The following is a 12673-nucleotide window of genomic DNA, read 5'->3' on the forward strand; positions in this document are numbered from 1 at the left end:
CCATGCGCCCCGGTGTCGTCACCCTCGCCTCCACCGCTGTCCTGCTGCTCGCCCCCGCGCCCGGCGCGGCCGAAAATGTGCCGCTGCCGGAACGAATGGCGGACACGGGCGGCGGCACACAGTTGATCACTGCGGAGGCGCCCACGGCCGACGCGACATCAGGCATGGTCACCTGGTGGGACCGCCGGGGCGGGCGCTGGAACAAGGCCGGTTCGGCGGCGGCGCGCTTCGGCGCGAACGGGCTCGTCGAAGGCGGCATCCGGAAACAGGGCACGAACACGACGCCGGCGGGTCTGTACGGACTGCCCTACGCGTTCGGCATCAAGGCCGCGCCGGCGGGCACGAGAGCGCTGTATCGCCCGGTCCACCAGGGCTCGTGGTGGTGCCAGGACGACGCGTCCGCCTCCTACAACCGCTGGACGGAACCCCTCCCGGCCGACTGCCGCGCCTCCGAGTCGGAGCATCTGATCACCTTCGACCCCCAGTACGACTACGCCTTGGTGATCGGCTTCAACTACGACAAGCCGGTGCGCGGGCGCGGCGCCGGCATCTTCCTGCACGTCAACGGCAAGGGCGCCACGGCGGGTTGTGTGTCGGTGCCGCAGGACGCGATGCGCCGGATCCTTCAGTGGGCCGATCCGGCGCACAGGCCGCACATCGCCATCGGGACCTCCAGCGGAGCGACGGGCATCACACGCTACTAGCCGACGGGCAGCCGCACGGTGAACGTCGTCGATCCTGCGCCGCCGGTCAGTTCCACGCTCCCTCCGTGCGCCTGCGTCACCGCCGCCACGATCGACAGGCCGAGGCCCGCACCGCCACCCTGGTTGTCCGGACGACGGCGGTGGTCGGCCCGGGTGAACCGTTCGAAGACACCCGGCCGGATGGCGTCGGGGACGCCGGGTCCGTCGTCGTGGACCCCGAGGACCGCCGTCGCCGCGTCGGTCCCGAGCGAGACGGTCACCTGAGTGCCCTCGGGCGTGTGCAGACGCGCGTTGGCCAGCAGATTGGCGAGCACCTGATGCAGGCGATGCGCGTCGCCCTGCACGGTCAACGGCTCCTCGGCCAGTTCCAACGTCCAGCGGTGGCCTGGACCGGCCGCGCGTGCGTCGCTCACCGCGTCCAGCACCAGGCGGGTCAGATCGACCGGGCGCCGCTCCAGGGGCCGGCCCGCGTCCAGCCGGGCCAGCAGCAGCAGGTCGTCCACCATCTCGCCCATGCGCGCCGACTCGGCGGCGATCCGTTCGAGGGCTCGGGTCACCTCCGCGGGAACCGGACCCGGGTGCAGCAGTGCCAGCTCCGCATGGCCGCGGACCGAGGCGACCGGTGTGCGCAGTTCGTGGCTGGCGTCGGCGGCGAAGACGCGCAGCCGCTCCTCACTTGCGTGGCGCTTGGTCAGCGCGTCCTCGACATGGCCGAGCATGCGGTTGACGGCGGTGGCGACCCGGCCCACCTCACTGCGCGGCTCGTTCTCGGGCACCCGCGGCGGCAGCGCGACCTCACCGCTGGCGAGCGGGAGCTCGCTGACCCGGGTGGCGGTCGCGGCCACCCTGCTCAGCGGCCGCAGCGACCAGCGCACCCAGACGGCTCCCGCGACGCCGGTGGCCGCGAGAGCCGCGCCGAAGACCGCGGCGGCGACCGACTCCAGCCGGTGCACCGCGGACTCCACCGGTTCCAGCGGGAGTCCGGTGACGAGGACGTCGCCGTCCATGCCCTTGACCGCCATCAGGCGGTATCCGCCGAGTGACGACAGCCGCACACTGTGCCCCGTGCCGTCCGCGGGGACCGCGGCGAGGGAGCGCTTGTCCCGAGTGTCCAGCGGGGCCGTCAGGCCGGCGGTGTCGCTTCCGGGGCGGACGACCGCCGCGTTGGTGACCGACGCCCCGAGCAGCCGGGCGCCGAAGGTGCCCGCGGACTGCTTACGGGTGTCCCCGTACTCGTCGCCGTCGTGGTCGGAGGGTCTGCCGGGACCATGCTCCAGACTCGCGGGGAAACGCGGGCCGAGGTCCCGCAGCTGCTGGTCGAGCCGGCCGGTGAGAAATCCGTTGAGCTCGACCACCGCCGCCACCCCGACCGCGGCACAGCTGAGTGCCAGCAGCACGACGAGCCCGGTGGTCAGCCTGGCCCGCAGCGTGCGCGGCCACGGCAGGCACCGCACCACGGCCCGGAACACGCGGCTCACCGTGCCACCGGCTTGAGCACGTAACCGGCTCCGCGCACCGTATGGATCATGGGGTAACGCCCCGCGTCCACCTTCTTGCGCAGATACGAGATGTACAGCTCCACCACATGGGCCTGGCCTCCGAAGTCGTAGGACCACACCCGGTCGAGGATCTGCGCCTTGCTCAGCACACGCCGCGGGTTGCGCATCAGGAAACGCAGCAGTTCGAACTCGGTGGGCGACAGTTCGATCAGTTCGCCGGACCGGGTCACCTCACGGGCCTCCTCGTCCATCACGAGGTCGCCGACGCACAGCCGGGGTCCCTCCTCCAGCTGCCGGGCCATACCGGCCCGCCGCAGCAGCCCGCGCAGCCGGGCGACGACCTCCTCCAGGCTGAAGGGCTTGGTCACATAGTCGTCGCCGCCCGCCGTGATGCCGGCGATGCGGTCCTCGACGGCGTCCCGCGCGGTCAGGAAGAGTACGCACACATCGGGTTTCACGGTGTGCAGCGAGCGCAGCACACCGAACCCGTCGGTGTCCGGGAGCATCACGTCCAGGACGACGGCGTCGGGCATGAGGTCCCGGGCCTCCGTGACGGCCGCGGCCCCGTCGCCGGCCGTACGCACCTGCCAGCCCTCGTAGCGCAGGGCCCCGGACAGCACCTCGGCGAGGTCCGGATCGTCGTCGACGACGAGGACGCGCAGGGGTGTGCCGTCCGGGCGGGCGAGGGCGGGGCGGCCGGTGCGGGGTGTGGTCATGGCGCCTTCCAGCATCCCTCTTCCCGGGAGCGGCCGGAGGTGCCGAGCCCTCTGAGTTCGCTATGAGTGCCGGTCACATCCGCCCGGACCTCCCCCGCCGGTGCCGTTCCCCAGGATTTTTCAGGTCGGACTCAGGGTCCTCAGAGCCGTCTCAGAAGTTCCGCCTGCACAGTTGCGTCCTCGATGCCGGAAAGGAACCGATCATGACCACGGTGTACCAGCAGCAGACGCCGCTCGTGCCGCCGGTCGTCCGGCGATCCCCGGCGGGCCCGGTGCTGGCCTTCCTGTGGACCGGGGCGGCCGCCGTGGTCGCCCTGTGGTGGCAGGACACCGGCTCCGTGGTGGGGACGGCCGGCTGGCTTCTCGGGGCCGGGCGGATCGCCGGGCTGCTGTGCGGCTACTCCTGCGCGGTCCTGGTCGCGCTGATGGCCCGCGTCCCGCTCCTGGAACGGCGCATCGGGTCGGACCGGGTGACGCGCTGGCACGCGATGGCCGGGCGGTACACGCTCTGTCTGCTGGTCGCGCACGTCGTACTGGTCCTCCTCGGGTACGCCGCCCAGGACCGGGCCTCGATCGTGCACGAGACGGTCACGGTGGTGCTGCACTACCCGGAGATGCTCAAGGCGACCCTCGGCACGCTCGTGCTGTGTGCCGTGGGCATCACCTCCGTCCGTGCCGTGCGCCGCCGGGTCGGCCACGAGTTCTGGTACTACGTGCACCTGCTGACGTACGGGGCGGTCTTCCTCGCCTTCGGTCACCAGTTGGCGCTGGGCGGGCAGTTCGTCGGGAACGCGCCGGCCCGGGCCGCCTGGTACGCGCTGTACCTGAGCGTGGCGGCCCTGGTCGGGTGGTTCCGGGTGCTCACACCGGTGCGGCTGAACCTTCGCCACCGGCTGCGGGTGGAGGCGGTGCACCGGGAAGCGCCGGGCGTGTGGTCCGTCGTCATACGGGGGCGGCGCCTGGACGACCTGGGCGCCCGGCCCGGTCAGTTCTTCCGGTGGCGCTTCCTCGCCCAGGGCCTGCGCTGGACGTCGACGCCGTACTCGCTGTCGGCGCCGCCGCGCCGGACCGAGCTGCGCATCACCGTCAAGGCGCTGGGCGACCACAGCGCGTCGGTGGCCCTGCTACGGCCCGGCACCCGGGTGTGGGCGGAGGGCCCGTACGGATCGCTCACTGCGGAACGGAGCTCCACCGGCAGGGCGCTGCTGATCGCGGGAGGCGTCGGAGTCACCCCGCTGCGGGCCCTGTTCGAGACACTCCCGGGTGAGGTGACCCTTCTGTACCGGGCGAGCTCGGTACAGGACCTGGCGCTGGGCGCCGAGCTGGAGGCCATAGGCCGGTGGCGCGGTGCACGGGTGCTGTACGCCCTCAACGGGGAGGACGGCGCGCGCCCGCGGCTGACGCCGGGCGCCCTCCTCGCGGCGGTACCGGGCCTTGCCGATCACGACGTCTATCTGTGCGGGCCGCCCGGATTCGCCGGAGACATGTACGAGGCGCTGTGCGCCGCCGGCGTCCCCGACCGCCGTATCCACCACGAGTCGTTCGAGCTGTGAGGCCACCATGCACACGCTGAGGAGAAGGAGCCCACTGCGGCGGATCGTGCTCGCGAGTGCCGCCACCGTCACGGGGACGGTGCTGCTGCTGTCGATGAAGCCGCACACCACGCCCCACATCGTCACGGCCGCTCCCGCCCCGTCCGGCAGCGCGAGCGTCCCGGCCGGATCCGCCGGTTCCGGTGGCTCGGGTGCGGACCGGTCACGCGGGTCCGCCGCGGCGGGTACGAAGACCGTCACCGGCGATTCGGCCCCGACCCGTTACGGCCCCGTCCAGGTCCGGATCACCGTGAGGAACGGCAAGCTCACCGATGTGACGGCCGTGACGTATCCGCAGGAGAACCCGAGGGACCAGGAGATCAACGGTTATGCCGTCCCGCAGTTGCGCCGGGAGGCGCTGGCGGCGCAGAGCGCGGACATCGACGTCGTCTCCGGGGCCACGTACACGAGCCAGGGTTACCAGCAGTCGCTCCAGTCGGCGCTGGACTCGATGGGCGGTTGAACGCACGGACGTTCCCTCACGTACCTGTGGGCCAAGGGGGCCACTGGCCTCACCCGTCCCTCGCAGGAACACGGAGGAGACCGTGTCCACGATCGCCGGTGGCCGCGCCGCGCGGCGCCAGACGATGCGCGCCATCCGCCCACGCCGCTCCCCTGCCGTCCCGCTGCTGGTCGCCCTCTGGGCGGGCGCGGCGGGCGTCATCTGGATGTGGTGGTCGAACACCCCGTCCATCGCCGACAACTCCGGCCGGATCCTGAACGCGGGGCGCATCACCGGCCTGCTGGCCGGGTATCTGATGGCGCTGGTCGTGCTGCAGATGGCACGCGTGCCCGCGCTGGAGCGCCGGGTCGGCTCCGACCGGGTCGCCCGCTGGCACGCGATGACCGGCCGGTACACCATCTGCCTCGTCCTCGCCCATCTGTTCCTGACGATGTGGGGCTACGCCCTTCAGGCCGGGACCGGGCTCGGCGGGATCGTCCAGCAGACCGTCGACTCGGTGCAGCAACTGCCGGACGTGGGCAAGGCCGCCATCGGCGCGGGTCTGCTGCTCCTCATCGGCCTGATCTCGATCGGCCCGATCCGCCGCAGGCTCTCCTACGACCTCTGGTACCACGTCCATCTGCTCACCTACGCCGCCACCTACCTGTCGTTCTGGCACCAGCTGTCGACCGGCAACGAGTTCGTCGCGCAGGCGTGGGCGCGGACGGCCTGGTACGCGCTGTACGGGTCGGTGACCGCACTGGTGATCTGGTACCGGATCATCACGCCGATCCGGCTCAACATGCGCCACCGGCTGCGGGTCGAGGCCGTCGTCGAGGAGACGCCCGGCATCGTCTCGGTCCTGATGACCGGCCGGAAGCTGCACCGCATGGGGGCGGCCGCCGGGCAGTTCTTCCGCTGGCGCTTCCTCGCTCCCGGCATGCGCTTCAGCTCGCATCCCTACTCGCTGTCGGCGGCGCCGCGCCCCAACATGCTGCGCATCACGGTCAAGGCGATCGGCGACCACAGCTCCGCGCTGCGCGATCTGCGACCCGGTACCCGGGTGTGGGCGGAGGGCCCCTACGGAGCGCTCACCGCCGACCGGCGCAGCCGCGGCAAGGTGCTGCTGGTGGCGGGCGGCGTGGGCATCACCCCGATGCGGGCGCTGTTCGAGACGCTGCCCGGCGCCGCGGGCGACCTGACACTGCTGTACCGGGCCAACAGCACCCAGGACCTGGCCCTGTGGGACGAGCTGGCCCAGATCGCCGAGGAACGCGGCGCCCGGCTTATGTACGCGGTCAACAGCCCGGAGGGGGAACGCCCCGACATCTCCGCGGACACGCTGCGCCGCAAACTGCCCGACATCGATCGGCACGACGTCTTCATGTGCGGGCCGCCCGGCTTCGCACAGCAGGTGTACGAGGCACTGCGCGGCGCGGGGGTCCCTGCCCGCCGTATCCATCACGAGTCGTTCGAGATGTGAGCGACGGGGAGTCAGGAGCTTTGGGAGCGATGAGGAAGAGTCACCCCGTCCGGCGTGCCGTACTCGCCGGCGCCGCGACGGTCTCGGGCATCGTGCTGCTGCTGGCGCTGAAGCCGGCCTCCGACCCGGCATCGGCCCAGGCCGCGGGCGGTGTCGCCGCGCAGCGGAGCGCCGCGGCCCAGGAGTCGCCGCAGGGCGGCAGCGGGCAGCAGACGGGCGCACGGACCGTCACCGGCGATGTGGCCACGACGCAGTACGGCAACGTCCAGGTCCGCCTGACGGTGAGCGGCGGCAGGATCACCGCGGCCGAGGCCGTGCAGGCGCCGAAGGGCGGGGTCAGCGACCAGAAGACCGCCCTGGCCGTACCCCGGCTGAACCAGGCCGCCGTCGCCGCGCAGAGCGCGGACATCGACGCGGTCTCCGGGGCGACCTACACCAGCACGGGGTACAAGCAGTCGTTGCAGTCGGCCCTGGACAAGGCCGGTGGCTGAGTGGTCGGCCAGGTGACCGACCCGGCGGGGGGACCGTCCGCGCTGCGCCATGCGGAAGAGGTGATGGGCACCGTCGTCTCCTTCGACGTACGCGGTGGTGAGCCCGGGGCCGTGCGGACCGCGCTGGAGGAGGCGGTCGCCGGGCTGCACCGTGTGGACGAGGTGTTCAGCACCTACCGGGAGGACAGCCAGGTCTCGCGACTGGGCCGGGGCGACGTGACCCTCGAGCAGTGTGATCAGGAGGTCGCCGAGGTGCTCGCGTCGGGAGCCGAGGCGGAGCGGCTCAGCGACGGCTGGTTCAGCACACGGTACGAGGGACGGATCGACCCGACCGGGATCGTGAAGGGCTGGGCAGTCGAACGCGCGGCGCGGCACCTGGCGGCGAGCGGGGCCGACGGGGTGAGTGTCAACGGCGGCGGTGACGTGCAGATGTACGGGGTGCCCGGGCCGCACCGGCCCTGGCGGGTCGGGATCGCGGATCCGCTGCGCCCAGGCGGGCTCGCGGCGGTGGTCTCCGCCGCCGGCGCCGCCGAACTGGCCGTGGCCACCTCGGGAACAGCGGAGCGAGGCGCCCACATCGTGGATCCGCGCACCGGCAGGTCGGCCGTCACCGACCTGGTGGCCGTGACCGTGGTGGGTCCCCGGCTGATCTGGGCGGACGCCTGGGCGACGGCGGCCTTCGCGATGGGTTCGCGGCAGGCTCTGGACTGGCTGGAGTCGCTGCCGGACGTAGAGGCCCTGCTGATCACGGCGGGTGACGAGGTGCGGTGCACGGGTGGGCTGGCGGCGCGTCTGGGCTGAACCGGGCAGGCAGCTGGGGAGGGGGCACACCGGACGGTGTGCCCCCTCCCCAGCTCAGTGGTGGTTCTGCGCCAGCCGCAGCAGATGGTCCGCCAGCGCCTGGCCGCCGCTCGGCTCGCGGCTGATCAGCAGCACCGTGTCGTCGCCCGCGATGGTGCCGAGGATGTCGTGCAGTTCCGCCTGGTCGATGGCCGAGGCGAGGAACTGGGCCGCGCCGGGCGGCGTACGCAGGACCACGAGGTTGGCGGAGGCCTCCGCGGAGATCAGCAGTTCCTGGGACAGGCGCCTCATCCGCTCCTCCTTGGCCGACTCACCGAGCGGCGCGCGCGGGGTGCGGAAGCCGCCCTCGCTGGGGACCGCGTAGATGAGGTCGCCGTCGGTGTTGCGGATCTTCACCGCGTTCAGCTCGTCCAGGTCCCGGGAGAGCGTCGCCTGGGTGACGTTCAGCCCGTCGTCGGCGAGGAGCTTCGCCAACTGGCTCTGGGAGCGCACCGGTTGCCGGTTGAGGATGTCCACGATCCGGCGGTGGCGTGCGGTGCGGGTCTGCGGCACGGATGGCCCCGCCGCGTCGTGGTCCTGCGCCTGGCTCATCGTCGTCTCATTCCCCGGATCGTCCGTCCCCGTTGCCTGCATCGAGGACGCCGGGGAGCGCCCGGAGGAACACCTCCACCTCGTCGTCGCCGATGTTCAGCGGCGGCATCAGCCGTACGACGTTCGGGGCGGGCGCGTTCACCAGGAGACCGGCGTCCTGAGCCGCCTGCTGCGTCTGCTGCGCCAGCGGCTCGGTGAGCACGATACCCAGGAGCAGGCCCGAGCCCCGGACATGGCCGACGAGCGGGTGGCCGAGCGACTCGATCCCGTCCCGCAGTCGCTCGCCCTGACGCTTCACGTTCTCCAGCAGTCCCTCGGCCTCGATGGTGTCGAGAACGGCGAGGCCGGCGGCGCACGCGACGGGATTGCCACCGAAGGTCGTGCCGTGCTGTCCGGGCTGGAGCAGTCCGGCGGCCCTGCCGAAGGCCACGGTGGCGCCGAGCGGGAGCCCGCCGCCGAGGCCCTTGGCGAGGGTGACCACGTCGGGCAGGACACCCTCGTGGGCCTGGTACTCGAACCAGTGCCCGGTGCGGCCGACACCCGTCTGCACCTCGTCCAGGACGAGCAGCGCCCCGGTGGCGGCGGTGATCGCCCGGGCCGCCTTCAGATACCCGGCGGGCGGGACGACCACCCCGTTCTCGCCCTGGATCGGCTCGATGATCACCAGGGCGGTGTCCTCGGTGACCGCTGCGGCCAGGGCCTGGGCGTCGCCGTAGGGGACGTGCGTGACCTCTCCGGGCAGCGGCAGGAAGGGTTCCTGCTTGCCGGGCTGGCCGGTGAGCGCGAGGGCGCCCATGGTGCGGCCGTGGAAGCCGCCCTCGGTGGCGACCATATGGGTGCGCCCGGTCAGCCGGCCGATCTTGAAAGCACCCTCGTTGGCCTCGGCGCCGGAGTTGCAGAAGAACACCTTGCCGTCCCGGCCGAAGAGCTGGAGCAGACGCTCGGCGAGGACGACGGGCGGTTCGGCGATGAACAGGTTCGAGACGTGGCCGAGCGAGGCGATCTGCGTGCTGACGGCCTCGACGACCGCGGGGTGGGCGTGACCGAGCGCGTTCACCGCGATGCCGCCTACGAAGTCGAGGTACTCCGTGCCCTCGGCGTCCCACAGCCTTGCGGCCTCGCCGCGGACGAGGGGGAGCCGCGGCGTGCCGTAGTTGTTCATGAGCGCGCCCTGCCAGCGCCGGGTGAACTCCTCGTTGGCCGTCGTTCCCGTCATGCGTCGTCCCCCTCGTGCTTGTCGGGCAGCACCATCGTGCCGATGCCCTCGTCGGTGAAGATCTCCAGCAGGATCGAGTGCTGGACCCGGCCGTCGATGACGCGGGCGGTGTTGACGCCGTTGCGCACGGCGTGCAGGCAGCCCTCCATCTTCGGCACCATGCCGGAGGACAGGTCCGGCAGCAGCTTCTCCAGCTGGGAGGCCGTGAGGCGGCTGATCACCTCGTCGCTGTGGGGCCAGTCCTCGTAGAGACCCTCGACGTCCGTGAGGACCATGAGGGTTTCGGCGCCCAGTGCCGCAGCGAGTGCCGAAGCCGCCGTATCAGCATTGACGTTGTAGACATGTCCGTCGTCCTGACTCCGGGCGATCGACGAGACGACCGGGATACGGCCGTCGGCGAGCAGCGCCTCGATCGCGCCCGTGTCGATCGCGGTGATCTCGCCCACCCGTCCGATGTCGACCAGTTCGCCATCGATCCGCGGATGGTGCTTGGTGGCGGTGATGGTGTGCGCGTCCTCGCCGGTCAGGCCGACGGCGAGCGGGCCGTGCTGGTTGAGCAGCCCGACCAGCTCGCGCTGCACCTGCCCGGCCAGCACCATGCGCACGACGTCCATGGCCTCCTCGGTGGTGACGCGCAGACCCGCCTTGAACTCGCTGACGATGCCGTGCCTGTCGAGGGCCGCGCTGATCTGCGGGCCGCCCCCGTGCACGACGACGGGCTTGAGGCCGGCGTGCCGCAGGAACACGACGTCCTGGGCGAAGGCGGCCTTCAGCTCCTCGTTCACCATGGCGTTTCCGCCGAACTTGATGACGATCGTCTTGCCGTGGTGCCGGGTCAGCCAGGGCAGCGCCTCGATGAGGATCTGGGCCTTGGGCAGCGCGGTGTGCTTACGGGTCGTTCCGTTGCTCATGAGGAGTACGCGCTGTTCTCGTGGACGTAGTCGGCGGTGAGGTCGTTGGTCCAGATGGTGGCGGTCTCGGCGCCAGCGGCGAGGTCGGCGACGATGTGCACCTCGCGGTAGCGCATGTCGACGAGCTCGCGGTCCTCGCCCACGGAGCCGTTCCTGCAGACCCAGACGCCGTTGATGGCCACGTTGAGCCGGTCGGGCTCGAAGGCGGCCTTGGTGGTGCCGATCGCCGACAGGACGCGGCCCCAGTTGGGGTCCTCGCCGTGGATTGCGCACTTGAGGAGGTTGTTGCGGGCGATGGAGCGGCCCACCTCGACGGCGTCGTCCTCGGAGGCGGCGCCCACCACCTCGACCTTGATGTCCTTGCTTGCGCCCTCGGCGTCACCGATGAGCTGCCGCCCGAGGTCGGCGCAGACCTCCCGTACGGCCTCGGCGAAGTCCCCGAACTCCGGGGCGATGCCGGAGGAGCCGGAGGCGAGCAGCAGCACGGTGTCGTTGGTGGACATGCAGCCGTCCGAGTCGACGCGGTCGAAGGTCACTCTGCAGGCCGCCCGCAGGGCCTCGTCCAGGGTCTCCGACTCGAGGTCGGCGTCCGTGGTGAGCACGACGAGCATGGTGGCCAGGCCCGGTGCGAGCATGCCGGCCCCCTTGGCCATGCCGCCCACGGTCCAGCCCTCCCCGGTCACCACGGACGTCTTGTGGACGGTGTCGGTGGTCTTGATGGCGATGGCGGCCTTCTCACCGCCGTGCTCGGACAGCTGGGCCGCGGCCTTCTCGACCCCCGGCAGGAGCACGTCCATCGGGAGCGGGACGCCGATGAGTCCGGTGGAGCAGACGGCGACCTCGATGGCTCCGCGGCCGAGGACGTCCGCGACCTTCTCGGCCGTGGCGTGCGCGTCCTGGAAACCCTTGGGTCCCGTGCAGGCGTTGGCACCGCCGGAGTTGAGCACGACCGCGGAGACCTGGCCGGCCTTGATCACCTGCTCCGACCACAGCACCGGAGCGGCCTTGACGCGGTTGGAGGTGAAGACGCCCGCGGCGGCACGGCGGGGACCGTTGTTGACCACGAGGGCCAGGTCCGGGTTGCCGCTCGCCTTGATGCCTGCGGCGATGCCCGAGGCGGTGAACCCCTGGGCGGCGGTGACGCTCACGGTGCGACTCCGATCGTGGAAAGCCCGGTGGTCTCGTCGAGGCCGAGGGCGATGTTCATGCTCTGGACGGCACCGCCCGCGGTGCCCTTGGTCAGGTTGTCCATGGCGCTGATCGCGATGATGCGGTGCACGGCGGCGTCGTATGCGACCTGCAGCTGAACGGCGTTGGAACCGTGGACGGACGCGGTGGCGGGCCACTGCCCCTGCGGCAGGAGATGTACGAAGGGCTCGTCGGCGAACGCCTTCTCGTAGGCGGCGCGGACCGACTCCGCCGTGACACCCGGCTTCGCCCTGGCGGTGCAGGTGGCGAGGATGCCGCGCGGCATCGGGGCGAGCGTCGGCGTGAAGGAGACGGCCACGGCACCGCCCGCGGCCGCGCCGAGGTTCTGGACGATCTCGGGGGTGTGCCGATGCACGCCGCCGACACCGTACGGCGACATCGACCCCATGACCTCACTGCCGAGCAGGTGTGGTTTGGGCGCCTTGCCGGCTCCCGAGGTGCCGGAGGCGGCGACGATCACGGCCTCGTTCTCGGCGAGTCCCGCGGCGTAGGCGGGGAAGAGCGCGAGCGAGACGGCGGTCGGGTAGCAACCGGGTACCGCGATGCGCTTGGACCCCTCCAGCGCAGCGCGGGCACCCGGCAGTTCGGGGAGGCCGTAGGGCCAGGTCCCGGCGTGCGGGGTGCCGTAGAACCTCTCCCAGTCGGCCGCGTCCTTCAGCCGGAAGTCGGCACCCATGTCGATCACGAGCACGTCCGGACCGAGCTGCTCGGCGACGGCCGCCGACTGCCCGTGGGGCAGTGCGAGGAAGACGACGTCATGTCCGGCGAGCGCCCCGGGGGTGGTCTCCTCCAGCATGCGATCGGCCAGGGGCAGCAGATGCGGCTGGAGCGCGCCGAGCCGCTGCCCGGCGTTGGAGTTCCCGGTCAGGGTGCCGATCTCGATCCCGGGATGCGCCAGAAGCAGACGCAGCAACTCCCCGCCCGCGTAGCCGCTGGCTCCGGCCACCGCCGCACGTACCGTCATGAACCCTCCTCCTGGACGGCATGACTATACGTTGCCTTGCACGTTTATGCAATA

The 12673-nt window shown here is 71.7% G+C and carries 12 protein-coding genes and 1 pseudogene; 6 read left to right on the forward strand and 7 right to left on the reverse strand.

Going from position 1 to position 12673, the window contains the following annotated elements; all coding sequences use genetic code 11:
* The first annotated feature begins 2 nt into the window (after positions 1-2).
* Complete coding sequence (locus tag ADL25_RS00940; protein ID WP_059125619.1) at positions 3-704, forward strand: L,D-transpeptidase family protein; 702 nt, start codon at positions 3-5, stop codon at positions 702-704.
* Here ADL25_RS00940 and ADL25_RS00945 read toward each other — a convergent pair.
* Together ADL25_RS00945 and ADL25_RS00950 are read right to left on the reverse strand one after the other, a co-directional pair.
* Entirely contained in the window at positions 701-2182 is a 1482-nt protein-coding gene (locus tag ADL25_RS00945) for a sensor histidine kinase (protein WP_234380272.1), read from the reverse strand. The genes ADL25_RS00940 and ADL25_RS00945 overlap by 4 nt on opposite strands.
* Complete coding sequence (locus tag ADL25_RS00950) at positions 2179-2919, reverse strand: response regulator transcription factor (protein WP_059125849.1); 741 nt, start codon at positions 2917-2919, stop codon at positions 2179-2181. Before ADL25_RS00950 ends, ADL25_RS00945 begins: the two co-directional genes overlap by 4 nt.
* A 203-nt stretch (positions 2920-3122) precedes the next feature.
* Here ADL25_RS00950 and ADL25_RS00955 point away from each other — a divergent pair, with 203 nt between their 5' ends.
* The 5 genes and pseudogenes from ADL25_RS00955 to ADL25_RS00975 all read left to right on the forward strand — a co-directional run bounded on the left by ADL25_RS00955 (position 3123) and on the right by ADL25_RS00975 (position 7728).
* Positions 3123-4472 carry a ferric reductase-like transmembrane domain-containing protein gene (locus ADL25_RS00955; protein ID WP_059125620.1) on the forward strand — a complete coding sequence of 450 codons (1350 nt, stop codon included), beginning with the start codon at positions 3123-3125 and terminating at the stop codon, positions 4470-4472.
* Between the two features lie 7 nt (positions 4473-4479).
* Entirely contained in the window at positions 4480-4974 is a 495-nt protein-coding gene (locus ADL25_RS00960; protein ID WP_059125621.1) for an FMN-binding protein, read from the forward strand.
* 124 nt (positions 4975-5098) lie between these two features.
* The gene (locus ADL25_RS00965; RefSeq protein ID WP_059125851.1) at positions 5099-6436 is read left to right on the forward strand and encodes a ferric reductase-like transmembrane domain-containing protein; all 1338 of its coding nucleotides are present in this window, start codon (positions 5099-5101) and stop codon (positions 6434-6436) included.
* A 29-nt stretch (positions 6437-6465) separates the two neighbouring features.
* Positions 6466-6918: pseudogene (locus tag ADL25_RS00970) on the forward strand (FMN-binding protein); the annotation flags it as partial.
* 72 nt (positions 6919-6990) lie between these two features.
* Entirely contained in the window at positions 6991-7728 is a 738-nt protein-coding gene (locus tag ADL25_RS00975) for an FAD:protein FMN transferase (RefSeq protein ID WP_079050120.1), read from the forward strand.
* Between the two features lie 54 nt (positions 7729-7782).
* Here ADL25_RS00975 and ADL25_RS00980 read toward each other — a convergent pair whose 3' ends face one another.
* The 5 genes from ADL25_RS00980 to argC are packed head-to-tail and all read right to left on the reverse strand — an operon-like array spanning position 7783 to position 12619.
* Complete coding sequence (locus ADL25_RS00980; RefSeq protein ID WP_059125623.1) at positions 7783-8319, reverse strand: arginine repressor; 537 nt, start codon at positions 8317-8319, stop codon at positions 7783-7785.
* Positions 8320-8326: 7 nt separating this feature from the next.
* On the reverse strand, positions 8327-9535 hold the full coding sequence (locus ADL25_RS00985) for an acetylornithine transaminase (protein WP_059125624.1): 1209 nt from the start codon (positions 9533-9535) through the stop codon (positions 8327-8329).
* On the reverse strand, positions 9532-10446 hold the full coding sequence (argB, locus tag ADL25_RS00990; RefSeq protein ID WP_059125625.1) for an acetylglutamate kinase: 915 nt from the start codon (positions 10444-10446) through the stop codon (positions 9532-9534). Before argB ends, ADL25_RS00985 begins: the two co-directional genes overlap by 4 nt.
* A complete protein-coding gene (argJ, locus tag ADL25_RS00995) occupies positions 10443-11594 on the reverse strand; it encodes a bifunctional glutamate N-acetyltransferase/amino-acid acetyltransferase ArgJ (protein ID WP_059125626.1) in 1152 nt (383 codons plus the stop codon). Before argJ ends, argB begins: the two co-directional genes overlap by 4 nt.
* Positions 11591-12619, reverse strand: a complete 1029-nt coding sequence (gene argC / locus ADL25_RS01000; protein WP_059125627.1) for an N-acetyl-gamma-glutamyl-phosphate reductase — start codon at positions 12617-12619, stop codon at positions 11591-11593. The genes argJ and argC overlap by 4 nt, the downstream gene beginning before the upstream one ends.
* Positions 12620-12673: the final 54 nt, after the last annotated feature.

The sequence above is a fragment of the Streptomyces sp. NRRL F-5122 genome, assembly GCF_001507435.1.
GTDB lineage: Bacteria > Actinomycetota > Actinomycetes > Streptomycetales > Streptomycetaceae > Streptomyces > Streptomyces lannensis.